At 74.3% G+C, this 23,339-nt stretch carries 27 protein-coding genes; 11 read left to right on the top strand and 16 right to left on the bottom strand.

The features are described 5' to 3' along the window. Positions 1-16: 16 nt before the first annotated feature. Positions 17-952: a DUF1028 domain-containing protein gene (locus QDR37_RS12605; protein ID WP_279714128.1), complete on the bottom strand. Its 936-nt coding sequence runs from the start codon at positions 950-952 to the stop codon at positions 17-19. A gap of 74 nt (positions 953-1,026) precedes the next feature. On the opposite strand from QDR37_RS12605, the gene QDR37_RS12600 reads away from it, so the two are divergent. From QDR37_RS12600 to QDR37_RS12590, 3 genes are read left to right on the top strand one after another with little or no spacing between them, the layout of a single operon-like run. Beyond that, positions 1,027-1,695: a methyltransferase domain-containing protein gene (locus QDR37_RS12600; RefSeq protein WP_279714127.1), complete on the top strand. Its 669-nt coding sequence runs from the start codon at positions 1,027-1,029 to the stop codon at positions 1,693-1,695. After that, on the top strand, positions 1,692-2,912 hold the full coding sequence (locus QDR37_RS12595; protein ID WP_279714125.1) for an MFS transporter: 1,221 nt from the start codon (positions 1,692-1,694) through the stop codon (positions 2,910-2,912). The genes QDR37_RS12600 and QDR37_RS12595 overlap by 4 nt, the downstream gene beginning before the upstream one ends. Next, positions 2,909-3,337 (top strand): YchJ family metal-binding protein, encoded by a 429-nt coding sequence (locus QDR37_RS12590; protein ID WP_279714124.1) that lies wholly within the window; start codon positions 2,909-2,911, stop codon positions 3,335-3,337. The genes QDR37_RS12595 and QDR37_RS12590 overlap by 4 nt, the downstream gene beginning before the upstream one ends. Here the strand turns inward: QDR37_RS12590 and QDR37_RS12585 are convergent. Next, the gene (locus QDR37_RS12585) at positions 3,285-3,629 is read right to left on the bottom strand and encodes a hypothetical protein (RefSeq protein ID WP_279714123.1); all 345 of its coding nucleotides are present in this window, start codon (positions 3,627-3,629) and stop codon (positions 3,285-3,287) included. The genes QDR37_RS12590 and QDR37_RS12585 overlap by 53 nt on opposite strands. Continuing rightward, positions 3,626-3,766 (bottom strand): hypothetical protein, encoded by a 141-nt coding sequence (locus tag QDR37_RS12580; RefSeq protein ID WP_279714122.1) that lies wholly within the window; start codon positions 3,764-3,766, stop codon positions 3,626-3,628. Before QDR37_RS12580 ends, QDR37_RS12585 begins: the two co-directional genes overlap by 4 nt. A gap of 166 nt (positions 3,767-3,932) precedes the next feature. Between QDR37_RS12580 and QDR37_RS12575 the strand changes: the two genes are divergently transcribed. Further along, a complete protein-coding gene (locus tag QDR37_RS12575; protein ID WP_279714121.1) occupies positions 3,933-4,406 on the top strand; it encodes a hypothetical protein in 474 nt (157 codons plus the stop codon). Between the two features lie 24 nt (positions 4,407-4,430). Here QDR37_RS12575 and QDR37_RS12570 read toward each other — a convergent pair whose 3' ends face one another. Together QDR37_RS12570 and QDR37_RS12565 are read right to left on the bottom strand one after the other, a co-directional pair. After that, positions 4,431-4,847, bottom strand: coding sequence for a VOC family protein (locus QDR37_RS12570; RefSeq protein WP_279714120.1), 417 nt, complete (start codon positions 4,845-4,847; stop codon positions 4,431-4,433). Between the two features lie 75 nt (positions 4,848-4,922). Further along, positions 4,923-5,573 carry a phosphoribosyltransferase family protein gene (locus QDR37_RS12565; protein ID WP_279714119.1) on the bottom strand — a complete coding sequence of 217 codons (651 nt, stop codon included), beginning with the start codon at positions 5,571-5,573 and terminating at the stop codon, positions 4,923-4,925. A 146-nt stretch (positions 5,574-5,719) separates the two neighbouring features. On the opposite strand from QDR37_RS12565, the gene QDR37_RS12560 reads away from it, so the two are divergent. Together QDR37_RS12560 and QDR37_RS12555 are read left to right on the top strand one after the other, a co-directional pair. After that, complete coding sequence (locus QDR37_RS12560; RefSeq protein ID WP_279714118.1) at positions 5,720-6,034, top strand: thiamine-binding protein; 315 nt, start codon at positions 5,720-5,722, stop codon at positions 6,032-6,034. 61 nt (positions 6,035-6,095) lie between these two features. Beyond that, entirely contained in the window at positions 6,096-6,713 is a 618-nt protein-coding gene (locus QDR37_RS12555; RefSeq protein WP_279714117.1) for a DUF5946 family protein, read from the top strand. Positions 6,714-6,879: 166 nt separating this feature from the next. On the opposite strand, the gene QDR37_RS12550 is transcribed toward QDR37_RS12555, so the two are convergent. After that, the gene (locus QDR37_RS12550; RefSeq protein WP_279714116.1) at positions 6,880-7,350 is read right to left on the bottom strand and encodes a universal stress protein; all 471 of its coding nucleotides are present in this window, start codon (positions 7,348-7,350) and stop codon (positions 6,880-6,882) included. Further along, the gene (locus tag QDR37_RS12545; protein ID WP_279714115.1) at positions 7,347-8,795 is read right to left on the bottom strand and encodes an MFS transporter; all 1,449 of its coding nucleotides are present in this window, start codon (positions 8,793-8,795) and stop codon (positions 7,347-7,349) included. The genes QDR37_RS12550 and QDR37_RS12545 overlap by 4 nt, the downstream gene beginning before the upstream one ends. A 169-nt stretch (positions 8,796-8,964) precedes the next feature. Between QDR37_RS12545 and QDR37_RS12540 the strand changes: the two genes are divergently transcribed. Next, on the top strand, positions 8,965-9,561 hold the full coding sequence (locus QDR37_RS12540) for a YdeI/OmpD-associated family protein (RefSeq protein ID WP_279714114.1): 597 nt from the start codon (positions 8,965-8,967) through the stop codon (positions 9,559-9,561). Between the two features lie 15 nt (positions 9,562-9,576). On the opposite strand, the gene QDR37_RS12535 is transcribed toward QDR37_RS12540, so the two are convergent. The 4 genes from QDR37_RS12535 to QDR37_RS12520 form a co-directional block, all read right to left on the bottom strand. Next, positions 9,577-10,248, bottom strand: coding sequence for an endonuclease/exonuclease/phosphatase family protein (locus QDR37_RS12535; RefSeq protein WP_279714113.1), 672 nt, complete (start codon positions 10,246-10,248; stop codon positions 9,577-9,579). Between the two features lie 82 nt (positions 10,249-10,330). Next, a complete protein-coding gene (locus tag QDR37_RS12530; RefSeq protein WP_279714112.1) occupies positions 10,331-11,194 on the bottom strand; it encodes an ABC transporter permease in 864 nt (287 codons plus the stop codon). Continuing rightward, the gene (locus QDR37_RS12525) at positions 11,181-12,122 is read right to left on the bottom strand and encodes an ATP-binding cassette domain-containing protein (protein WP_279714111.1); all 942 of its coding nucleotides are present in this window, start codon (positions 12,120-12,122) and stop codon (positions 11,181-11,183) included. Before QDR37_RS12525 ends, QDR37_RS12530 begins: the two co-directional genes overlap by 14 nt. Before the next feature lie 38 nt (positions 12,123-12,160). After that, positions 12,161-13,210 carry a hypothetical protein gene (locus QDR37_RS12520; protein WP_279714110.1) on the bottom strand — a complete coding sequence of 350 codons (1,050 nt, stop codon included), beginning with the start codon at positions 13,208-13,210 and terminating at the stop codon, positions 12,161-12,163. Between the two features lie 167 nt (positions 13,211-13,377). Here QDR37_RS12520 and cysK point away from each other — a divergent pair, with 167 nt between their 5' ends. The 3 genes from cysK to QDR37_RS12505 are packed head-to-tail and all read left to right on the top strand — an operon-like array spanning position 13,378 to position 15,421. Next, on the top strand, positions 13,378-14,313 hold the full coding sequence (gene cysK / locus QDR37_RS12515) for a cysteine synthase A (protein WP_279714109.1): 936 nt from the start codon (positions 13,378-13,380) through the stop codon (positions 14,311-14,313). After that, positions 14,310-14,870, top strand: coding sequence for a serine O-acetyltransferase EpsC (gene epsC, locus QDR37_RS12510; RefSeq protein WP_279714108.1), 561 nt, complete (start codon positions 14,310-14,312; stop codon positions 14,868-14,870). Before cysK ends, epsC begins: the two co-directional genes overlap by 4 nt. Beyond that, the gene (locus QDR37_RS12505; RefSeq protein WP_279714107.1) at positions 14,870-15,421 is read left to right on the top strand and encodes a YbaK/EbsC family protein; all 552 of its coding nucleotides are present in this window, start codon (positions 14,870-14,872) and stop codon (positions 15,419-15,421) included. The genes epsC and QDR37_RS12505 overlap by 1 nt, the downstream gene beginning before the upstream one ends. Positions 15,422-15,456: 35 nt before the next feature. On the opposite strand, the gene QDR37_RS12500 is transcribed toward QDR37_RS12505, so the two are convergent. Together QDR37_RS12500 and QDR37_RS12495 are read right to left on the bottom strand one after the other, a co-directional pair. After that, positions 15,457-17,331 carry a glycogen debranching N-terminal domain-containing protein gene (locus tag QDR37_RS12500; RefSeq protein ID WP_279714106.1) on the bottom strand — a complete coding sequence of 625 codons (1,875 nt, stop codon included), beginning with the start codon at positions 17,329-17,331 and terminating at the stop codon, positions 15,457-15,459. A gap of 10 nt (positions 17,332-17,341) precedes the next feature. After that, complete coding sequence (locus tag QDR37_RS12495) at positions 17,342-18,658, bottom strand: MFS transporter (protein WP_279714105.1); 1,317 nt, start codon at positions 18,656-18,658, stop codon at positions 17,342-17,344. Between the two features lie 116 nt (positions 18,659-18,774). Here QDR37_RS12495 and QDR37_RS12490 point away from each other — a divergent pair, with 116 nt between their 5' ends. Next, positions 18,775-19,638, top strand: a complete 864-nt coding sequence (locus tag QDR37_RS12490; RefSeq protein ID WP_279714104.1) for a LysR substrate-binding domain-containing protein — start codon at positions 18,775-18,777, stop codon at positions 19,636-19,638. Positions 19,639-19,690: 52 nt separating this feature from the next. Here QDR37_RS12490 and QDR37_RS12485 read toward each other — a convergent pair whose 3' ends face one another. Genes QDR37_RS12485 through QDR37_RS12475 form a run of 3 tightly spaced genes read right to left on the bottom strand, consistent with a single transcriptional unit; the run spans position 19,691 to position 23,248 of the window. After that, complete coding sequence (locus QDR37_RS12485) at positions 19,691-20,827, bottom strand: bifunctional 2-methylcitrate synthase/citrate synthase (protein ID WP_279714103.1); 1,137 nt, start codon at positions 20,825-20,827, stop codon at positions 19,691-19,693. 18 nt (positions 20,828-20,845) lie between these two features. Next, the gene (gene prpB / locus QDR37_RS12480) at positions 20,846-21,754 is read right to left on the bottom strand and encodes a methylisocitrate lyase (RefSeq protein ID WP_279714102.1); all 909 of its coding nucleotides are present in this window, start codon (positions 21,752-21,754) and stop codon (positions 20,846-20,848) included. Further along, a complete protein-coding gene (locus QDR37_RS12475) occupies positions 21,755-23,248 on the bottom strand; it encodes an MmgE/PrpD family protein (protein ID WP_279714101.1) in 1,494 nt (497 codons plus the stop codon). It lies immediately after the preceding gene. Positions 23,249-23,339: the final 91 nt, after the last annotated feature.

Below are 23,339 nucleotides of genomic sequence, written 5' to 3'. Positions count from 1 at the left end.
TCAAGGACGCCGGCGTTCAGCGCCCGAGCAGTCGCAGCGCCTCCGGCTGCGCGGGCACGGACGCCGGGTCGAGCCGCCGCAGCAGCTCGAGCCACCGCTCGTCCTGCTCGATCACGTCGCGGAGCAGCACGAGGCCGCGGTCCGCGAGCCCCGCGCTCATGAGGCCGAGCGCGGCCCAGAAGACGAGCTCGACCTTGTCCGGCGCCGCCTCGTACGCACCGATGTAGCGCTGCGCGGCCCCGGCCATGTCCTCGTGCGCGAGCAGGGCGTCACCCTCGTCGGCGAGCACGTACGCGTCGTTCAGCGCGACGAGCCGGCGCAGCTCAGCGAGCGGCTCGGGGGAGTCGTCGACGCGGACGTCGACGATCCGGTCGGCGTCGGTGCCCTCGGCGGGCACGATCAGCATCGCGGCCGACTGCCGTCCGCGCAGGTCCCCGCCGGCGAGCTCGGCCGCGTCGAGCGCCGCGAGCAGTGCCGCGGTCAAGCCCTGCCCGAGGGTGGCCTCGTACGCCGCCGCCATCGCGGGCCAGACCTCCGGCCCGCGCATCATGTTCGCCTGGCAGACGTAGCCGTCGCCGACCACGTGCCCGGCCTCGCGGATGCAGGACCGTCCCGTGTGCCCGGCGGCCCGTCCCGACGGGTCGATGATCGCGAGCTGCCGGTGCGGTGCGGCGTCGTCCTCCTGCAGCAGCGCGGCGAGCACCTCGTCGGCGGCGCGGCCCTCGCGCAGCAGGGCGAGGGCCTTCGGCTTGTGCTGCACGTCGGGGAACGCCTGGGTCGCGATCGCCCCGACGCCGGCGGACGCGGCGGGGACGACCGAGCCGACGGAGAACCAGTGGGACTGGACGGCGACGCCGAGGGCGCCGGTCGCGGCGTCCCGCGCGACGATCGAGTAGGTGCCGCGGCGGGGGCCGCGCTGGCGGGGGAAGGTCGACCCGGCGGAGCTGCTCACAGGGGGCGATTCTGCCGGAGCGCCGGAGCCCCGCGCGGGGGCACCGCCCAGGGGAGCGCGGCAGGCTCCGAGCCGTGCAGCAGGACCCGTTCCCCGCCTGGTTCTTCGACCGCGACGACCCGTCCGACGACGCCCGCTTCTACCGGTCCCTGCGGCTCGTGACGCACATCGACGACGACGCGATCGCCGCCGTCGGCGACCTGTACGCCGAGCTCGGCATCGACGGCGCGGCCCCGGCGCCGACCCGGGTGCTCGACCTCATGTCGTCGTGGATCTCCCACTTCCGGACGGCTCCCGCGGAGCTCGTCGTGCTCGGGATGAACGCCGCCGAGCTCGAGGCGAACGCCGCCGCGACGGAGCGCGTCGTGCAGGACCTGAACGCCGACCCGTCGCTGCCCTTCCCCGACGCGTCGTTCGACGGCGTCGTCTGCTGCGTCTCGATCGACTACCTCGTGCGCCCGGTCGCGGTGCTCGCCGAGGCCGCCCGCGTGCTGAGACCGGGCGCCCCGCTCGCCGTGACCTTCTCGAACCGGTGCTTCCCCACGAAGGCGATCGCGGGCTGGCTTGCCACCGACGACGCAGGCCACGTGCGCGTCGTGCAGGACTACGTCCGCCTCGCGGGCGGCTTCGACGAGCCGGTCGCGCAGCGCCGGACGCCGGCCGGGCTCGAGGAGGGCGGCCGGCACCGCGGCGACCCCCTCCTCGCCGTCGTCGCGCGGCGAAGCGGCGACCCCGTCCCGTGACCGGCGCCACCGCGCGGCCCGCGGTCGAGCCGGGCCACCGCCGCGGGTCGCGGGAGTACCGCCGGCTCGTGGTCGCGCTGCTCCTCGCCGGGGTCGCGACCTTCGCGCAGCTCTACGCGCCGCAGGGCGTGCTGCCGCTCGTCGCGTCCGGGCTGCACGTCGACGCCGCCTCCGCGGCGCTCACCCTCTCGGCGGCGACGCTCGGGCTCGCGGTCGCCGCGCTGCCGTGGTCCGTCGCCGCGGACCGCTTCGGCCGGCGGCGCGTGCTGCTCGCGTCGCTCGCCGGCGCCACCGTCGCCGGGCTCGCCGCTCCGTTCTGCTCTGACCTGCCGACCCTGCTCGGGGTGCGGCTCGTCGAGGGGCTCGCGCTCGGGGGCGTGCCCGCCACCGCCGTCACTTACCTGACCGAGGAGGTGACGCGGTCGGCCGCGGCGGTCGCCGCCGGCACCTACGTCTCGGGCACCACCCTCGGCGGCCTCTTCGGGCGCATCGTCGCCGCACCCGTCGCCGACGTGGCGGGCTGGCGCGCCGGCCTGCTCGTCGTCGGCATCGCCTCGGCGCTCGCCGTCGCGGGTTTCGCGCTGCTCGCGCCGGTACCGCGCGGACGCGGCGTCCACGCGTCCGCCGCGCGGCCAGCGCTGCGGCATCTGCTCGCGCCACGGCTCGTCGTGCTCTACGCGCAGGCCTTCCTGCTCATGGGCGGTTTCGTCGCGGTCTACAACTACCTCGGCTTCCGGCTCGAGCAGCCGCCGTTCTCCGTGCGCCCGGGGCTGACCGCGCTGCTGTTCCTCGCCTACCTCGCCGGCACCGTGTCATCGCCCGTGGCGGGAGCCGCGGCGGCGACCGTCGGCCGGCGCCCGGTGCTCGTCGCCTCGACCGCGGTGCTCGCGCTCGGCGTGCTGCTCACGCTGCCGCCCGTGCTCCCGCTCGTCGTCTGCGGCCTCGTGCTGCTCACCGCCGGGTTCTTCGGCGCGCACGCGGTGGCCGCCGGCTGGGTCGGCGCCCGCGCGACCACGGGGCGGGCGCAGGCGTCCTCGCTCTACAACGTCGCCTACTACGCGGGATCGAGCCTGATCGGCTGGGCCGCGGGCGGGGCGTTCCTCGCGTCCGGCTGGGCCGGTCTCGCGCTGCTCGTCCTCGCGCTCGCCGTCGTCGCAGTCGTGTGGGCGCTGCTCGACGCGGGCCGCGGCATCCCCGGCCGGGAAGGATCCGTATGACCGAGACCGACCGCTGCCCCTGCGGCAGCCGCGAGCCGTTCGCCGCGTGCTGCGGTCCGCTCCTCGACGGCGCACCGGCGCCGACGGCGGAACGCCTCATGCGGTCGCGGTACACCGCGTTCGCGCTCGGCCGCACCGCGCACCTGCTGCGCACCTGGGATCCCGCCACCCGCCCGGCATCGCTCGAGCTCGAGCCCGGAGTCGTCTGGCGCGGGCTCCGCGTCGTCGACACCTGGGCCGGCGGCCCGGACGACGACGCGGGCGTCGTCGAGTTCCGCGCCGCCTACCGGGACGCGGACGGGGCGGCGCTGCTCGCCGAGCGCAGCCGGTTCGTGCGCCGCGGGAACGACTGGTACGTGGGCCCCGCGGAGGTCAGCGTCGCGGTGCGACGAGCGCCGGCACCGCCGCCGCGATCGCGGCGCTGATGCCGGTCACGGCGAGCACCGACGGCCACGGCCCGAGCCGTTTCGACAGCGGATGCGAGCCGCCGAAGGCGAGCAGGTACGAGACGGTCACGGCGGAGGCCGCGATGGGACCGGCCCCCCGGTTCACCACCCCGAACGTCGCGGCACCGAAGGCGGCGAGCACCGCGCCGCCGAGCGGGCGGTTCCTCGTCGCGACCGCCACGCCGTAGCCCGAGACGAGCCCGGCGGTCGTGAGCACCGGCGGCAGCACCTCGGTCAGCACGCTGCGGGAGACGTCGGCCGGCCGGGTCACGAGCGGGGCCGGGCGGGGCCGCCGCCTGCGTCGGTGTCCTCGCCCGGGTCCTGCGGGCCGGTCGTGTCGGTCTGCGCGCCGTCCGGCAGGTCCTCGGCGCGCGACAGGGCGTCCGCGTCGTTCCGTGGGTCGCTCATGCGGTCCTCCTCCTGGTGGGAGCTCGAGCGTCCCCCGCCCGGCTCGGCAGACCCTGAGCACCGGTTCCGCCGCGGGGGTGCCCCACCGCCTCCCATGGCGTCCGCAGGCCGCCGCGCTGCAATGGTCGTCGCGCCGCACGGGGCGGCCGGACGACCTGGAGGCACGATGCCGAGGCTCTTGAACGGACTGTGGACGGGCGCACTCGCCGGCGCTGCGGGCGCCACCGCGCTGAACATCGTCACCTACGCCGACATGACGGTGCGGGCGAGGCCCTCGAGCAGCACGCCGGAGCAGCTCGTGCAGAAGGTCGCGAGCGACCTCGACGTCGCGATCCCGGGCGCGGGGGAGCAGCGCGAGAACCGGATCTCAGGCCTCGGCGGACTCTCGGGCCCGCTCGTGGGCGTCGCGGTCGGCGCGGCCGCCGGTGCCGTGCGGGCGCTCGGCATCCGGCTGCCGCTGCTGATCTCCGCGCCCCTGATCGGCGCTGCGGCGATGGCCTCCGCCGACGTGCCGCTCGCGGCGGAGGGGATCTCGGATCCGCGGACGTGGTCGCGCACGGATTGGGCGGCCGACGTCGTGCCGCACCTCGTGTTCGGGCTCGTCACCGCCCTCGCGATCCGGGCGATGCAGCGCCGCTGACGCCGCCTGCGCGACGGCCGCGGTTCAGGCCGGCGCGCCGCTGATGTTCACGAGCCAGGTGGTGCCGAACCGGTCGCGCAGCATGCCGAAGCTGTCGCCCCACTGGGCCTTGGTGAGCGGCTGGAGCACGGTCGCGCCGTCGCTCAGGGCGTCCCACCAGCGCTGCAGCGTCGCCTCCTCGTCGCCCGAGAGCGAGACGGACGTCGTGTCGCCGGGGTTGTACGACATGCGCTGCGGGGTGTCGCTGCCCATGAGCACGACCCCGTGCTCGCCGAGCAGCTGCGCGTGCATCACCTGGTCGGTCTCGGCCGGGTCCTGGGCCGCGCCGAAGTCGCCGAACGTGCTCACCGTGAGCTCGCCGCCGAACACCCCGCGGTAGAACTCCATCGCCGCGCGGGCCTCGCCGCGGAAGCCGAGGTAGGGGTTCAGTCGGACGGTCATGGCGCTCCTTCGGGCCGGGGGATCGAGGACCCCACCCTCGCAGAGCCCTCGGACGCTTGGCCAGGGACGACCGGCCTACGCAGGCGCTCGTCGGGCCTCCGGACCCGCGAGCGCGGCGAGCACCTCCTCGTCCGTCGTCTGACGGAAGTCCTCGTACGCGTCGCCGACGGCGCGGAGGCCGGCGGGGATCAGCGCGGCGACGGCCTCGTCGGCGGCTGCGGCGAAGGCGCGCGACCAGCCGGGCGGCGCGACCGGGACGGCGATGACGACACGGGCCGCGCCCGCGGACCGTGCGGCGCGGCAGGCGACGAGCGCGGTCGACCCGGTGGCGATCCCGTCGTCGATCACGATCGTCGTGCGGCCGGCGAGGTCGAGCCGCGGCCGCGCGGGCCGGTAGCGCGCAACGCGGCGGGCGACCTCCTCGCGGGCGGTTCGCTCGGCGTCCCCGACCGCCTCGACCGGAACGCCGAGGCGGCGGATGAGCGGCGCGTCGAGCAGCAGCCCGCCGTCCTCGGCGACCGCGCCGAGCGCGAGCTCCGGGCGCTCCGGCGTCCGCAGCTTCGCGGCGACGAGCACGTCGAGCGGCGCCTGCAGCGCGGCGGCGACCTCCGCGGCGACCAGCACGCCGCCTCGCGGGAGTCCCAGCACGATCGTCGCGGTGCCGGTCTCCGCGAGCAGGAGCGGCGCGAGCCGGCGTCCGGCGTCCCGCCGATCGGCGAAAGCCATGCCCCGCATGCTGCCGCCGCGCGCCCGGGCTGTCGAGGGCTTCCCATGTCCGGGCGGCGCGGCGCCGGTAGCGTCCTCCGAGGGCGGTGGACAGCTGGACGGGTGGACAGGCGGCCCGGTCGATCGGGGACGTGGGAGGAGCGGCGATGCTGGTGGCGTTCTCGGTGAGCCCGAGCGGAACCGGACGGACGGACGGCTCGGTGCACGACGCGGTCGCGGCGGCCGTGCGCATCGTGCGCGAGTCCGGCCTGCCCAACGAGACCGACTCGATGTTCACGACGATCGAGGGGGAGTGGGACGAGGTTTTCGACGTGGTGAAGCGCGCCACCGAGGCCGCCGGCGCGTACGGATCCCGCGTGTCGCTCGTGCTGAAGGCCGACATCCGACCGGGCCGCACGGGCGAGCTCACCGGCAAGCTCGACCGGCTCGAGCAGGCGCTGGCCGACTCCGAGCGGGCCTGACCGCGCCCTCCCGGGGCGGGGGTTGCAGAAGCGCCCAGCGGCCGGATGGCAGGCTTGAGCCGTGCGCGCCACGGTGGTCTGCCCGGGATGCGGCGCCGCGCTGCCCGGCATGGAGCACCCGCCGCAGCCCGAGGGCAACGCCTCGAGCGAGTGCACGGCCGCCTTCCACGAGGTGATCGGCTTCGAGTTCCAGCACCCCGTGATGCTCCGGTACCACCAGATGAGCGTCGACGCCTACGGCGCCCAGCACGGCGGCGACGCGGCGAAGCCGATCCGCCTCGTCTACTCGCTCGCGGGACTCTGGCTCGCGCTCGAGCAGGGCTTCTCGGGCGACGAGGTGCGCGCGATCCATCAGCGGATGGGGCACCCGGCCGCCGACTGGCCCACGTTCGAGCCGGTGACGGTCGCGAGCTGGACCACGGTCGCCGACGTGCTCGAAGCGGGCGTCAAGCGGAGGAGCGAGACGGGGCACGCGAAGGCCACGCGCGACTGGGCGGCCGACGTCTGGTGCGCCTGGCTGCGCGAGCGACCGGGCACCGCGACGCAGATCGAGGACCTGCTGCGGCTCGTCTTCGTGCACCCGGGGGGCCCGGGCCTGCTCGGCACCGTCGGCTCGGCCGGCGCTGTGCACCGGCTGCTCGGGGTGCTCGAGGGCCCGTCGTCCGCGCGCGGCGCCTGAAAGCCGCAGCCCGAGCCGGACCTCCTGCGGAAGGACGACGACTCGAGCTGCGACCGGTGCTCGATGCCGGTACCGCGTGTAGGTCATCCGTCCTCGTGTAGGTGCGAACCTGCGTTCTGCACCTACACGAGGCCGAAGTACCTACACGCGGTAGTGGTGGGGAGCGCTACTCGAGCGTCTTCGGCGGCATGATCACCACGGGGCACTCGGCCGCGTAGATCAGGCGTCGGGCGAGGTTCGGGCCCTCGGCGAGGTCGAGCCGCGACGGGGCGTCGAGCACGAGCAGGTCGGCGGTCTCGGACGCCTGCAGGAGCACGCGGAACGTGCTGCCGTGGACGACCTCGGACCGGATCCCCGACGAGTCGCCGAGCGCCGCGCGCACCTGGTCGGCGAGGCGGTCCTTCGCCTCGGCGACCACCGCGTCGGCGTCGAAGCCGACCCCGGGCGGGCGGCCCCCGGGCGCGATCGGTGGCCGCGGCTCGCGCCAGGCCGACAGGGCGACGAGCTGGGCGCCGCGGCGTCGCGCCTCGTCGGCCGCCCAGTGCAGGGCGGTGGGGGAGCCGCTCGTGGGGCTGACGCCCACGACGACCGTGCCGCCGGAGCGTGCCGTGTCGTGGGTCCTCGTCTCGTCGCTCATCGCGTGTTCGCCATGAAGTTGATGTCGCTGATGTCCTCGAGGCCCTTGCGCTCGGCGCTCACGCCGAAGATCAGGGCCACGATGCCGCCGACGATCATCATCCCGGCGCCGAGGTAGTCGCCCACCGCGAGCGGGCCGCGCGCGGAGCCGTTGCCGACGAGCGCGCCGAAGATCGTCGGAGCGAACGCGCCGACGAGCTGGCCGATGGAGAAGAAGTACGAGATCGCCTGGCCCCGCACCTGCAGCGGGAAGGTCTCGCTCACCGTGAGGTACGCCGACGAGGCGCCCGCGGAGGCGAAGAAGAACGACACGCACCAGAGGATCGTCTGCGTCACGGCATCGAGCGCGCCCGCCGCGAACAGCGCCCCCGACAGGGCGAGCACGAGACCGGCGATCACGTAGGTGCCGAAGATCATCTTGCGGCGGCCGAGCGTGTCGAAGAGCGGGCCGAGCACGAGCGGGCCGGCCAGGTTGCCGATCGCGAACGGGAAGAAGTAGAGCCCGATCGCCGCCTGCGGGATGTGGAAGAACTTCTGCAGCACGAGGGCGTAGCTGAAGAAGATCGCGTTGTAGAGGAACGACTGCGTGATCATCATCACGAGGCCGACGAACGTGCGCCGCGGGTAGCGGCGCAGGAACACGTGCGCGACCTGGCTGAACGGGATCCGTTCGCTCGGCACGACCTCGATGGCCTTCGAGTCGGGCAGCTTCTCGAGCGGCCGCCCCGACTCCTGCTCGACCTCGCGCTCGATGCGCTCGACGTTCGCCTCGGCCTCCTCCTGCTGGCCGTGCGTCAGCTGCCAGCGGGGGCTCTCGGGGATGTGCCGCCGCAGGTAGATGATCACGAGACCGAGCACCGGGCCGATGAAGAAGCCGATGCGCCAGCCCCAGCCCTGGTCGTTCAGCTGCGGCGTGAGCAGGAACAGGTTCGCCGCGGCGCCGAGGGCCGCACCGCCCCAGTAGGTGCCGTTGATCGCGATGTCGACGCGGCCGCGGTAGTGCGACGGGATGATCTCGTCGATCGCCGAGTTGATGGCCGTGTACTCGCCGCCGATGCCCATGCCCGCCACGAAGCGGAAGATCCAGAGGAACCACGGCGCGAAGGCGAGGCCCGCGATGCCGGATCCCACGAGGTAGATCGCCAGGGTCAGGATGAAGAACCGTCGCCGCCCGAGACGGTCGGAGAGCCGCCCGAACACGAGCGCGCCGACCACCTGGCCGATGAGGTAGATCGTGCCGGTCAGGCCGATCTCGACCGAGTTCATGTGCAGCTGCTGCGCGAACCCGTTCGCCGAGACCATCTGGATCTCGAGGCCGTCGAGGATCCAGGACACCCCGAGGCCGAGCACCACGGTCCAGTGGAACCTCGTCCAGGGCAGCCGGTCCATCCGGGCCGGGATGAGACTGCGGATCGCTCCGGTTGGTCTCGCGTCCGTCGCCGTCATCGTCGCTTCCGCTCCTTATCCGCTCGGCGACGTCGCCGAGCACCGGGAGGGAACGTAGAACCTCTTCCCGGGAAACGGGTCAGAACGATCCAACGGAGACTCTGCCGACGCTCAGGCTTCCCTCCTTGGAGCGCGTCGGACGGGCGGGCAGGATCGTGGCGGAGGGGTGATGCCGGAGCGCGAGGTGCTGTTCGTCCCCGACGCCGACGCCTGGGAGCGGTGGCTCGAGGAGCACGCCACCACCTCGCCGGGCGTGCGGCTCGCGCTCGCGAAGAAGGGCGGGGGCGGGTCGAGCCCCACCTACGACGAGGCGCTCGAGCACGCGCTCTGCTTCGGCTGGATCGACTCGCAGGTGGGCCGCCTCGACGAGCGCTTCTACACGCAGGTGTTCACCCCGCGCGGTCCGCGGAGCGTCTGGTCCCAGCGCAACACCGGCATCGCCGAACGGCTCGCCGCGGAGGGCCGGATGCGGGAGGCGGGCCTCCGCGAGGTCGAGCGGGCCAAGGCCGACGGCCGCTGGGAGCGCGCCTACGCGTCGTCCTCGACGGCGGAGGTGCCGGACGACCTCGCCGCCGCGATCGCGGCGTCGCCGCGCGCGACGGCCGCCTTCGCGCGGCTCAACCGGCAGAACCGGTACGCGGTCCTCTACCGGGTGGGCGCCGCGAAGCGCCCGGAGACCCGGGCCCGGCGCATCGCGCAGTTCGTCGCGATGCTCGAGCGCGGCGAGACGGTCTACCCCCAGCAGCAGTCGCTCGAGCAGCGCTGAGCGGCGCCCGAGCGCTCAGGCGGCGATGCGCGCCTCGAGGCTGATCGGCAGGTGGTCGGAGGCGCCCTGCGGCAGCACGTCGATGCTGTCGATGGCGAACCCGGTCGACGTGACGAAGTCGAAGTAGCCGCTGAAGTACCGGTACTTCACGTACGTGGGCGCGTTCGTGCGCGTGAGCTGGTAGCCGGCGGAGCTGAGGTGCCGCTCGAGCCCGCGCACGAACCACGGGTAGTTGAAGTCGCCGACCATCACGGCGGGCACGCCGTCGGCGAGGGTGCGCATGCCCTCGTGCGCGGCCGCGATCTGCTTGCGGCGGAGCGAGTTCGAGGCGGTGAGCGGGGCGGCGTGGAAGTCGCCGACGAGCACGTCCTGCCCGGTCGCGGTGTCGGTGAGGTGCGCGGCGAGCAGCCGCTCGTGGGCGGGCGCCATGACGCGGTCGTGCAGCGACTTGCGCAGCGCGAAGAGCTTCGAGCGGTGCAGCTCGAAGCGGTCGCTGCGGCAGTACATCGCGAGCCCGAGCCGGTTCGTCTTCGTCTGGTCGATGAGGGAGAGGTGCTTGAGCGTCTGCGGCATGTCGCTGCTGTCGCACTCCTGCAGGCAGAGCAGATCGGCGTCGTAGCGCTCGGCGAGCCCCTCCAGCTCGCCCCGCGCGGTGTGCTCCCGAAGGTTGTAGCTGATGATGCGCACCGGCGTCCCCTCACGTCCTCGTCGCAGTCGGAGCCCGCGGCTGAGGCCCGCCGTCCAACCTACTTCGCGGCGCGGGGGAGCCTCATGCGAGCACGTCGCGGGTGGTGAACCGGCCGTAGGCGAGCGCGCCGAAGACGACCACGTAGCCGAGCTGCACGAGCACGTCGGTGCCGAAGCTCGACCAGATCGGCGGCTGGCGCAGCAGGTCGATGAAGCCGAGCCACGGGTCGGAGAGCAGCCAGGGGTGCAGCCAGGCGAGCTGCGGCAGCTGGTCGAGCACCTCCGACGTGACCGCGAGCACGACGGTGGTCGCCATCGCACCGACCGGCACGTCGGTGACGGTCGAGACGAAGAGCCCGACCGCGGTGAGCCCGAGCATCGACACCGCGGTGTAGAGGCCGATCAGGGCGAGGCGGCCGAGGCCCTCCGCCACGGGCACCTGATCGCCGGAGAGCAGGGTGACGGGCCCGACGGGGAACAGCAGCGCGCCGACGACCGTGCCCGCGAGGACGATCGCGAAGGGCGCCGCGAGGCAGAAGACCGCCGCACCGATCAGCTTCACGACGAGCAGGCGGACCCGGCCGGCGGGGACGACGAGCAGGTAGCGCAGGGTGCCCTGCGCCGCCTCGCCGGCGATCGTGTCGCCTGCGACGACCCCGATCGTGAGCGGCAGGAACAACGGGATCGCGAGCACGAGCGACGCGACGCCGACGAAGAGGCCGTTGCCCGCGATCGCGCCGATGAGCGCGGGACCGTTGCCCCCGCTGCGCGCGCTCGACACCCGGACGGCGATCGCGACGAGCACGGGGATCGCGGCGAGCGCGAGCAGCATGGCCCAGGTGCGGCGGCGCCGGAACACCACGGCCACCTCGGACAGCACGAGCGCGCCGACCGCCGGGCGCGGCGCGCGCGAGGCGGCGACGGCGGGGCGCTCAGGACTCGACATCGAAGCCCTCCCCGGTCAGCTCGACGAAGCGCTCCTCGAGGCTCGCGCCCGCGACGGTGAAGCCCCGGACCCGCACCGCGGCCGTGACGAGGGCGTCGACGAGCGCCTCGGGCGCGACGCCGTCGGGGAGCGCCGCGACGGCCGCGGTCCCGCTCGGCGCCTGCTGCGGCGTCCCGCCGAACCGGACGAGCACCTCGTGCGCGGCCGCCACGTCGGGCGTCGTGACCGTCGCGACGGTGCCGCCGCCGCGGAGCGCCTCGAGCGAGCCCTGCGCGACGAGCCGCCCGGCGCGCATGATCCCGGCGTGGGTGCAGATCTGCTCGATCTCCGCGAGCAGGTGGCTCGAGACGAACACGGTCGTGCCGTCGGAGGCGAGCGCGCGGACGAGCGAGCGCACCTCGCGGGTGCCCTGCGGGTCGAGGCCGTTCGTGGGCTCGTCGAGCACGAGCAGGTCGCGCGGGCGCAGCAGCGCGTTCGCGAGGCCGAGCCGCTGCTTCATGCCGAGCGAGTAGGCCTTCACCTTCCGGTCGGCCGCGGCGGCGAGGCCGACCCGGTCGAGCGCGTCCGCGATCCGCCGGCGGCGCGAGCGCCCGTCGGCGCGCGCGTCCGCCGCGTCGAGCCGTGCGAGGTTCTGCGCGCCCGAGAGGTAGGGGGCGAAGCCCGGGCCCTCGACCAGCGCGCCGACGCGGGGGAGCACCGCACCCTGCTCGTCGGGCATGCGGCGGCCGAGCACCGCCGCGTCCCCGCTCGAGGCGGTGATGAGGCCGAGCAGCATGCGGATCGTCGTCGTCTTGCCGGATCCGTTCGGGCCGAGGAAGCCGAAGACGCTGCCGCAGGGCACCGCGAGGTCGACCGCGTCGACGGCGGTGCGCCGCCCGAAGCGCTTCGTGAGGCCGTGCGTCTCGACCGCGAGCGCCGAGGCGTCCACGTCCGGCGCGGGGTCCGCGGGTGCCGAGCGCCGGCCGCTCAGTGCGCGGCCGCGACCGCGACGAGGCGGCTGATCGGCACGGCGCCCGCGAGCACCCGGCCGTCGTCGGTGCGCAGCACGTTCACGAGCGAGGTCGCGAGCACCCGGCCGGCGGCCGTCGGCGTCGTGAGGCGCTGGAACGTCGCGTTGCCCGACAGCGTCGCGGGCACGTCGGCCGCGGGGATCGTCACGACCGCGTCCCAGCCGGAGCCGGTGACGGTGGGGCGATCGGCCGTGGGGAGCGACCGGTGCTGCTCGTGCGTGCTCGGGCTCACCGTGTGGCGCTCGACGGTCGCGCCGGCCGGCGGGGTGAACTCGAACGTCGCCGCGTCGGGCACCGTGTACGTGAGCGACGTGAAGGCCGACTCGAACGCCGGGCTGCCCGCTCCCTTCGCGAACGCCTGCACGCGCAGCTGCAGACCGGTCGTCCCGTCGACCGCGATCCGGATGGAGCCGACGGTGGTGTCGGCCGACTCGGGCGTGAGCACGAGCGTGTACGCCGCGTGCCCGGCGACCGAGGTCGTCGTGTCGACGGAGACGTCGGTGCTCGGTCCGACCTTCGCGAGCAGGGCGTCGGCGGCCTCGGCCGGCGACATCGTCGTGGACTCCTGCTGCTGGGCCGAGGCCCCGGAGCCGGTGACCTCGGTGGCGCTGTTCCTCCTCGAGTCCCACAGCCACACCGTCGAGCCGTTCCGCACGACGTCGCGCTCCGCGGTGGTGTCGAGGATCGCGATGCGGCTGCGGCTCGTGCCCGCCACCGCCACGCGAGCGGTGTGCGTGCCGGTCAGCAGGTTCAGCGTCTGCGCGGTGGAGGAGTCGCTGCCGGCGCCGGAGGTCGGCAGCGACGGCAGGCCGAGGTAGCTGGTCTGCTGCACCTCGCCGGTGAAGCCCGGGATGGCCCTCGCCTTCGCGACGAGCGCGAGCACCTCGTCGGCCGGCTTCGGAGGCAGGTCTGCCGAGGCGGTGGCGGCGAGCGGGACGGCGACCGCGCCGACGACGACCGCGGGCGCGATCACCGCGGGCAGCCAGCGGAGCAGACGGGAGGACATCGGGACCCCTTTCCGTGGCTCCCGAGGGTACGCGCGGCCCGGTGGGCCGCCGCGTCGCGACCGTGCTTCTTACCGTCCTCGCAGGCGCGGTCAGCGGGCGGGGGCTCTCCCGCCCTAGGCTGGCGCCGACGCAGGCGACCCGCGGCTCATGGAGGATCAGCACGCTCATGGCACGCACCTACTCGTCGATCACCGAGGCCTTCGGCCGGACCCCGCTCGTGCGCCTGAACCGGGTGACGGACGGCGCGGGCGCGACGGTGCTCGCGAAGCTCGAGTTCTACAACCCGTCGTCGAGCGTGAAGGACCGGCTCGGCATCGCGGTCGTCGACGCCGCGGAGCGGTCCGGGCAGCTGCGGCCCGGCGGCACGATCGTCGAGGGCACGAGCGGCAACACCGGTATCGCCCTCGCGATGGTCGGCGCGGCCCGGGGCTACACGGTCGTGCTCACGATGCCGGAGTCGATGTCGATCGAGCGCCGCAAGCTGCTGCGGGCCTACGGGGCCGAGCTCGTGCTCACGCCCGCGAGCGAGGGCATGAAGGGCGCCGTCTCGCGGGCGGAGCAGATCGCCGCCGAGCGGCCCGGTGCGGTGCTCGCCCGGCAGTTCGAGAACGAGGCGAACCCCGCGATCCACCACGCCACCACCGGGCCCGAGATCTGGGAGGACACCGACGGCGCCGTCGACGTGTTCGTCACCGGGGTCGGCACCGGCGGCACGATCACGGGCGCCGGCCGGTACCTCAAGGAGCAGAAGCCCGGCCTGCAGGTGATCGCGGTGGAGCCGAAGGAGTCGCCGATCCTGAACGGCGGCGCGCCCGGCCCGCACAAGATCCAGGGTCTCGGTGCGAACTTCGTGCCCGACGTGCTCGACCGCACCGTCTACGACGAGGTCGTCGACGTCGACATCGACCAGTCGGTCGCGATGGCGCGGCGCCTCGCCCGCGAGGAGGGCATCCTCGCCGGCATCTCCTCCGGCGCGACCGCGTACGCGGCCGTCCAGGTGGCGCAGCGGCCCGAGCACGCGGGGAGGACGATCGTCGTCGTGCTCGCGAGCTACGGCGAGCGGTACCTCTCGACGGTGCTGTTCCAGGACCTGGACGTGTGACCAGGCCGCCGTTCATCGGGGTGCGGGAGGACCTCGCGGTCGCGCTCGTGCGCGATCCCGCGGCCCGGACGCGCCTCGAGGTCGCCCTGCTCTACCCGGGCCTGCACGCCGTCTGGTCGTACCGCGTCGCGAACCGCATGCACCGCGCCGGCCACCGCTTCGCCGCGCGGCTGCTCTCGCAGCTCACCCGGTTCCTCACGGGCGTCGAGATCCACCCAGGCGCGACGATCGGTCGTCGGCTGTTCATCGACCACGGCTCCGGCGTCGTCGTCGGCGAGACCGCCGAGATCGGCGACGACGTGACGCTGTACCACGGTGTGACCCTCGGCGGCACGACCTGGCGGCACGTGAAGCGCCACCCCACGGTCGGCGACCGGGTGCTGGTCGGTGCGGGCGCGAAGCTGCTCGGTCCGATCACCGTCGGCGCGGACAGCGTCGTCGGCGCGGGCGCCGTCGTCGTGCACGACGCCCCGCCGCACTCGTTGCTGCTCGGCGTGCCGGCCGTCGCTCGGCCGCGCTCGCCGCAGGACGCCTCGGTGCACCACTGGGTCATCTGATGACTGCCTTCCGGCTCGGGTCGATCGAGGCCGTGCCCGCGCGGGAGCGGCCGGACCTCCTCGGCGCCCCGGTCGCGGCCTTCGTCGCGGCGCACGACCTCGGCGAGCGGATCGGCGTCCTCCCGATCGATCCGGCGATCTCCGAGACCGCCGCGACGCAGCAGCGCTACGCGCTCGATCCGGCGGCGCTCGTGAACTGCGTCGTGGTCGCGGGGCGCCGCGAGGGCGACGAGCGGGTGGCCGCCTGCCTCGTCCCGTCGACGAAGCGGGCGGATGTGAACGGCGTCGTGAAGCGCCGCCTCGACGTGCGCAAGGCGTCGTTCCTGCCGCAGGACGACGCCGTCGCGCGGAGCGGCATGGAGTACGGCGGCATCACGCCGATCGGCCTGCCCGCGGGATGGCCGATCCTCCTCGACGCCGACGTCGTGCCGCAGGCCCTCGTGCTCGTCGGGTCCGGGATCCGCGGCTCGAAGCTGCTCGTGCCGGGGGCGGTGCTGGCGGCGCTGCCCGGCGTCGAGGTCGTCGAGGGGCTCGGCAGGCCGGTCGCCTGACCCCTGTCGCGTTCTGCGACCAGCCCTCGGGAGCCTCAGGTCGGGCTGGCGACCGGATCCGTGCCGGGAGCGAGCGCTGCTCGCACCTCCACGGCCGCGGCGGCGGACCAGGCCTGCGGGTGGCAGGCCGCCGGGTACGGGACCGGCGCTCCGTCCGCAGCGCCTGAGAAGAGCTCGGGCATCCGCCACCCGAACCCCTCGGCCGCGGCGACGAGGCCCTCGGCGAGTCGGCGGGCCTCGGCGGGGAACCCCGCGCGGATGAGGCCGTGCACGGCGATCGCGGTGTCGTGCGCCCAGACGCTGCCGCAGTGGTAGCTGAGGGGCCAGAAGCCGCCGGAGTCGTCCGCCATGGTGCGGAGCCCGTAGCCGCTGTCGAGGCGGGGATCGACCAGGAGGCTCGCCACACGGGCCTCGTCGGCGGCGTCGAGCAGGCCGGTGCCGAGCAGATGGCCGATGTTGCTCGTCAGCGAGTCGACGGCCCGGCCGTCGGCGTCGAGCGCGATGGCGGGATACCCGCCCTCGCCGTCCTGCACCCAGAACGCGTCGCGGAAGCGTGCCTTCAGCTGCGCCGCCCAGGCGGCCCAGGGCGCCGCCTCATCGGGGTCGCCGAACGCGATGAGCAGCGCGGCGGCGGCGAGGGCGGCCTCGTGGGCGTAGCCCTGGACCTCGCAGAGCGAGATCGGCCCCTGCGCGAGCCGGCCGTCGCGCCAGCGCACGCTGTCGCCGGAGTCCTTCCAGCCCTGGTTCGCGAGGCCGTGGCCGCTCTCGTCGTGGTAGGCCAGGAACCCGTCCTGCGGCACCGCGGCGCGGAGCCAGCCGAGAGCGGAGCGGAGCGCCGGCAGCAGGCCGCGCACCTCGTCGTCGGGGAGGCCCGCCCGCCAGGCGTCGTGCAGCAGGAGGATCCAGAGCGGGGTCGCGTCGATCGTGCCGTAGTACCGCGGTGGGAGCGTGAGCCCCTCGGAGAGCGCCGTCTCACCGCGCCGGAGCTCGTGCAGGATGCCGCCGGGACGCTCGCCGGTGGTGCGATCGGTGGTCGTGCCCTGCAGCCGCGCGAGGACCTTGAGCGTGCCGGCGGCGATGCGCACGTCGATCGTCAGCAGCATGCGGGCCGCCCAGATGGAGTCCCGACCGAACAGCGTGAGGAACCAGGGGCCCCCCGCGGCGAGGAAGACGTCGTCCGGGGCGTCGGGCAGCGCGAGCTCGAGCGCCTCGAGGTCGTCGAGCGCGACACGCAGCCAGGCGTCGAGTGCGCTGCGGCCGGTGGGCGGGGCGGTCAGCGGCACGCGCCGCCGCGGCGCCCGGACCACGCCGGCGGCGTCATCGACGCGGACCGTCCACGACGCGGTCGCGCTGCCGTGCGCCGGCACGTGTGCGCGCCAGGTGAGGGCGACGCCCTGCTCGGTGGGCGACACCTCGAGACCGTCGTCGACGGTGAGGAAGGCGGTGACGCTCGCGTCCCCCCAGCGGGCGGTCGCGCCCGCGACCTCGATCGGGAGCGGTGCGCCCCGCTCACCGCGCCGCACGGCGGGCATCTCGAGGAGGTCCGACCCGAGGTCGAGCGTGAGCGAGAGCTCGAGGGCGTCGTCGCGGGCGTTCGAGGCGACGAGGGTCTCGATGAGCCCCTCGACCGTGACCGTGCGGTCGCGGTGCAGCAGCACGTGCGGATCGGGCGACGGATCGTCGAGACCGGGGAGCAGAGCGGTGAACCGCGTGCGGGCCGTGCTGATCCTGGCCGTGCTGATGTGCTCGATCGGGCTCCCCGCGGCAGCGATGTCGACGCGCGAGAGGATCCGGACGTCCGAGATCCACAACCCGTCGATCGGAGCGCTGAGGGTGCCGTCGGGGCGGCACCAGATCTGGGCCGGCGCGGCGAGGGAGACCTCCGCGTCGTGCAGCAACGGCTGGCGCATGCCGGAGACGCTAGGCGATGCGGCGTGCCGTGGCGACGGGCGCGGGAGCGACGGGCACGTGCCGGATCGCGACCGGGTGCAGGGGCTCGCGCCAGTGCACCGCGAGACGGAGGTGGCCCTGCCGCGCGATGACGATCCCGATGACGACCGCCGCGAGGGCGGGGACGGCGCCGGAGAGGATCATGCCGCCGCGCGGGCCGATCAGGTCGACGATCCAGCCCATCACGGGGCCCCCGACGCCCTGGCCGCCGAGCAGCACGAGGATCCAGACCGCCATGACGCGGCCGCGCACGGCTGCGGCGCTCGTCGTCTGGATGAGCGGGTTCGCGGCCATGAAGAAGAACTGGTTCGAGACGCCGACGCCGACGAGCGCGACGCCGAAGGCGACCTCGCTCGGCATGAGCGCGGCGACCGCCTGCAGGGCCGCCCAGACGCCCCCGCAGACGATCACGGTGCGGAGGCGGATGACGGAGCGGCGGGTGGTGAGGATCGCGCCGACGAGCGCGCCCCCCGCGATCAGCGAGTTGAAGAGGCCGTAGCCGGCGGCGCCCTGGTCGAACACCTGCTTCGCGTAGGCGGCGAGCAGCACGGGCGTCGTCAGGGTGAACACGGCGAGGAACGCCACCAGCACGATCGGCCAGCGGATCGCGGGCCGCGCGGCGGCGTAGCGGACGCCCTCGGCGAGCTGCCCGCGCTTGCGGGGCGCCGGCGCGATCGGGTGCAGGGCCGACACGTCGAGCCGCGTGAGCATGAACACCGTGAACGCGCAGGCGGCGGCGTTCAGCAGGAACGCGGGGCCGCCGCCGACGACGGCGATCAGCGCGCCGCTGACGGCCGGGCCGAGCAGGCCGCCGAGCTGGAACACGCCGGAGTTGATCGTGATGGCGTTGCGGAGGTGCTTCGGCCCGACGAGCTCGTTCGCGAACACCTGCCGCGCCGGGTTGTCGACGACCGTCACGACGCCGATGCCGAGCGCCGTGGCCCAGACGGCCCACACGCTCGCGGTGCCCGTGAGGGTGAGCGCGGCGAGGACCGCCGAGAGGAGCGCCGCGCTGCCCTGCGTGATCATAAGCAGCTTCCGCTTCGAGTAGCGGTCGACGATCACGCCGCCGTGGAGCCCGAGCACGAGCATCGGCCCGAACTGCATCGCGGTGGTGACGCCCACGGCCGCGACGCTGCCGGTCAGCTGGAGCACGAGCCAGTCCTGCGCGATGCGCTGCATCCAGGTGGCGGTCATCGCGAGCACGTTGGCGCCCGCGAACATGCGGAAGTTGCGGACGGAGAGGGCGGAGAAGCTGGAGCGCCAGGTGGTGCCGGAGGAGGTCACGGATCGTCTCGTCTGGTGTCGTATGTCGGTCGGCTGAACAAACGTAACGAGCGGCCAGCATTACGCTGGTCAATGACACGAATAACTCCCATTGGCGTTCCGAATGAGAGGCCGCCGTGTACGACCCGGTGCTGCTCCGCACGTTCCTCGCGCTCACCGAGGCCGGCAGCTTCACCGGCGCGGCGCAGCGGCTCGGGCTCAGCCAGCCGACCGTGAGCCAGCACGTGCGGCGGCTCGAGGACGCGGTCGGCCGGAGCCTCGTGCTCCGCGACACCCGCGAGGTGCGGCTCACCGACGCGGGGGAGTCGCTCGCCGGCTTCGCCCGCGAGATCCTCGCCGCGCACGCGGCCGCGGAGCGGTACTTCGCGGCTCCCGCGACGAAGGGGCGGCTGCGGTTCGGCACGGCCGACGACCTCGCGGTGACGCAGCTGCCGCGCATCCTCCGGTCGTTCCGGCGGCAGAACCCGCAGATCACGCTCGAGCTGACGGTGGGCCAGAGCGGGGCTCTCGTGCGGCGCCTGAGCAGCGGCCAGCTCGACCTCGTGTTCGTGAAGGAGCAGCCGGACGGCGCCGAGGGCACGCTCGTGCTCCGCGACCGGTTCGTGTGGGTGGGGCAGGAGACGACGACCGTGCAGCCCGACGCGCCGGTGCCGCTCGTCGCCTACCGCGCGCCGAGCCTCAGCCGCACGATGGCGATGACCGCGCTCGAGCGGCAGGGTCGCCGGTGGCGCGTCACATGCACGGTCCGCGACGTGGCGGGGCTCATCTCCGCGGTGCGCGCGGGGCTCGGCGTCGCCGTGCACCCGCACTCGCTCATCCCCGGGGACCTCACGAAGGTCTCGAACCGCTTCTCGCTGCCCGAGCTCGACGAGGTCGACTTCCGGCTGCTCGCGAACCCGTCGGCGCCGCGCGAGCCGATCGAGGCGCTCACCGCCGCGATCCAGAGCCAGACGCTCGGCGCGACGGAGGCGCCGCGCTAGGAGGCGGCAGCAGCAGTGCTCCGGGCGGGCAGGGGGACGCCCGCCGCGTCGGTCATCGAGTCGAGGGCAGCCCCGCGGGCGCGCCCTCGAGGTGCCGCTCGTCGTGCCCGACGTACTCGGACAGCGGCCGGATGAGCGCGTTCGCCTCGAGCTGCTCCCGGATGTGCGCGGTCCAGCCGACGACGCGCGCGGCGACGAAGAGCGGCGTGAACATCCACGTGTCGAAGCCGAGCAGGGCGTAGGCGGGCCCGCTCGGGTAGTCGAGGTTCGGCTTGATGCCCTTGCGCTCCTGCATGCCGGCCTCGAGCCGGTCGAGCAGCTCGGCGAGGCCGTGCGCCTCGCGCTTCGCGATGAGCCAGTCGAGCGCGGTGCGCATGGTCGGCACGCGCGAGTCGCCGTGCTTGTAGACGCGGTGCCCGAAGCCCATGATCTTCCGCTTGCTCGCGAGCGCCTGATCGAGCCACTCGTCCACACCGTCGGGCGAGCCGATCTCGTCGAGCACGCCCATGACGGCCTCGTTCGCGCCGCCGTGCAGCGGGCCCTTCAGCGCGCCGATCGCGGCGACGACCGCCGAGTGCAGGTCGGCGAGCGTCGAGGTGACGACCCGGGCGGTGAAGGTCGAGGCGTTGAAGGAGTGCTCGGCGTACAGGATCATCGAGATCCGGAACACGTCGGCCTCGATGTCGCCCGGCTCCTCGCCGAAGGTCATCCAGAGGAAGTTCCGCGACCAGTCGAGGTCGTCCCGGGGAGCCACGAGGTCGTCGCCGTGCCGGCGCCGCTGGTCGTAGGCGATCATCGCCGGGATCGCCGCGAAGAGCGTGACGGCCTTCGCGAGGTTGCCCTCGGGGCTCGCGTCGTTCACCCGGGGGTCGGTCGCGCCGATCGCGCTGACGGCGGTGCGGATCACGTCCATCGGGTGCGCGTCGAGCGGCAGCCCGTCGATCACCCGGCGCACGGCGTCGGGCAGGGCCCGCTGGGCGCGCTCCTCGCGCTCGAACACCTGCAGCTCGTCGTCGCTCGGCAGCTCGCCGTGCCAGAGCAGCCAGGCGACCTGCTCCATCGAGCACGACGCCGCGAGCTCCTGCACCGGGTAGCCGCGGTAGAGGAGCGAGTTCGTGTCGGGGTTGACCTTCGAGATCGCCGTCGTGTCGACGACGACGCCGACGAGCCCCTTGCGGATGTCGGTCACAGCACGTCCTCCTGAAGCTCAGCCGCGGTTGTTCGCGAGGTCGAACGTGAAGACGCCCTCGTCGAACGCGGCGGTGCCCGCGTAGTCGAGCAGATCGTAGAGCCGGGCGCGGGTCTGCATCTCGGGCACGTGGGGCTCGAGGGTGCCCTGCTCCTTGAGGGTCGCGAGGCCGCGCTCGGCGGCACCCATCGCGAGCCGGAGCAGCGAGACCGGGTGGATGACGAGGTTCACGCCCACGTCCCGCAGCTGCTGGTGCGTGAAGAGGTCGCTGCGGCCGAACTCGGTCATGTTCGCGAGCATCGGCACGTCGATCGCCTTCCGCACCGCCTCGAACTCGGAGAGCGACGTGAGGGCCTCGGGGAACACCGCGTCGGCGCCCGCGTCGACGAGCGCCTTGACCCGGTCGAGCGTCGCAGGCAGGTCCGCGGTGCCGCGGACGTCGGTGCGCGCCATGATCAGGAAGTCCGGATCGCGCCTCGCCTGCGCGGCCGCGCGGATCCGCTTGACCGCCGTGTCCTCGTCGACGACCTGCTTGCCGTCGAGGTGCCCGCAGCGCTTCGGGTTCACCTGGTCCTCGAGGTGCAGGCCGGCGACGCCGGCGTCCTCGAGGATCTGCACGCTGCGTGCCACGTTCATCGGCTCGCCGAAGCCGGTGTCGGCGTCGACGAGGGACGGCAGCTGGGTGACCCGGGCGATCTGGCCGCTGCGCCCCGCGACCTCGGTGAGGGTGGTGAGCCCGATGTCGGGCAGGCCGAGGTCGGCCGAGAGCACGGCGCCCGAGACGTAGACGCCGTCGAAGCCCATCCGCTCGATGAGCATCGCGGACAGCGGGTTGAAGGCGCCGGGCAGCACGAGCAGGTCGCCGGAGGCGAGCCGTTCGCGGAAGCGGCGGCGCTTGTCGGCGGGGGAGGACGGGGCGGCGAGCATCTAGAGGAGTCCCTTCCTGCCGACGGGGAGGCCGGCGGCGGTGAACGTGAGCTCGCGCACCTCGGCGGCCGACAGCTCGGGCAGCCGCTCCGCGAGCGCGAGGAAGCGGTCCGCCTCGCCGGGGTCGAGCACCTCGCCCGCGAGGGTGCGGAACTTGCGCGTGTAGTCGGGGCGGGAGAACGGGCGGGCGCCGGCGGGATGCGCGTCGGCGACGGCGATCTCGGCGGTGCGCGTCGTGCCGTCGGCGAGCTCGATCTCGGCGCGGCCGCCGAACGCCCGCCGCATCGGGTCGGGGTCGTGGTAGCGCTCCGTCCACGCGGGGTCCTCGCGGGTCTCGATGCGGCGCCACAGGGCGACCGTGTCGGGCCGGCCGGCCCGCTCGGGCGTGTACGAGTCGACGTGGTGCCAGCGGCCGTCCTGCAGCGCGACGGCGAAGATGTACGGGATCGAGTGGTCGAGCGTCTCGCGGGTCGCCGTCGGGTCGTACTTCTGCGGATCGTTCGAGCCGGAGCCGATCACCACGTGGGTGTGGTGGCTCGTGTGCAGCACGATGCGCCGCACCCGCTCGGGATCCCGGAGCTCGGGTTCCTCGGCGCCGAGCCGGCGCGCGAGGTCGATCCACGCCTGCGCCTGGTACTCGGCGGAGTGCTCCTTCGTGTACGAGTCGAGGATCGCCCGCTTCGGCTCGCCCGGCTCGGGCAGCGGGATGCGGTACACCGCGGTCGGCCCCTCGAGCAGCTGCGCGATGACGCCGTCCTCGCCCTCCCAGATCGGCGCGGGGCTGCCCTCGCCGCGCATCGCGCGGTCGACCGCCTCGATCGCGGCCTTGCCGGCGAAGGCGGGGGCGAAGGCCTTCCAGCTCGAGATGACGCCCTTGCGGGACTGCCTGGTGGCGGTCGTCGTGTGCACCGCCTGCCCGATCGCCTGCGCGATCGTCTCCTTCTCGAGCCCGAGCACGGTGCCGAGCCCGGCGGCGACCGCGGGCGCGAGGTGCGCGACGTGGTCGATCTTGTGCGCGTGCAGGCTCATGCCGCGGGCGAGATCGATCTGCACCTCGTAGGCGGTGGTGATGCCGGCCACGAGCGCGGCACCGTCGGCGCCGGCGTGCTGCGCGACCGCGAGCAGCGGCGGGATCGTGTCACCCGGGTGGGCGTACTCGGCGGCGAGGAACGTGTCGTGGAAGTCCAGCTCGCGCACCGCGGTGCCGTTCGCCCACGCCGCCCACTCGGGCGAGGTCGTCGTGCGGGTGCCCCAGACCACGCCGCCCGGGCCGGCCGGATGCGCGAGCGCCTGGTCGCGGGCGACGGTGACGGGGGAGCGGGTGAGCGAGGCGGCGGCCACCGCCGCGTCGTCGATGAGGCGGTTCGCGACCATCTCGGCGACCTCGGGCGCCACCGGCACCACGTCGGTCGCGACCGCCGCGATGCGGCCGGCGAGCTGCTCGTCGAGGGGGAGCCCCTCGGGTCCGGCCGTCCGCACCTCGTGGATCCGCACGCGCTCCTCGCTTCCCGGCGCGCGGCGTCCGCGCCCCGGAGCGCAACCGTAGCCGCTCGGGGCGGCGTCGCTCGCGCCTCCGGCTAGCGTG

This window comes from Amnibacterium sp. CER49, from assembly GCF_029846255.1.
Taxonomy (GTDB): Bacteria; Actinomycetota; Actinomycetes; order Actinomycetales; family Microbacteriaceae; genus Amnibacterium.
This window is presented reverse-complemented; position numbering and strand designations above follow the sequence as displayed.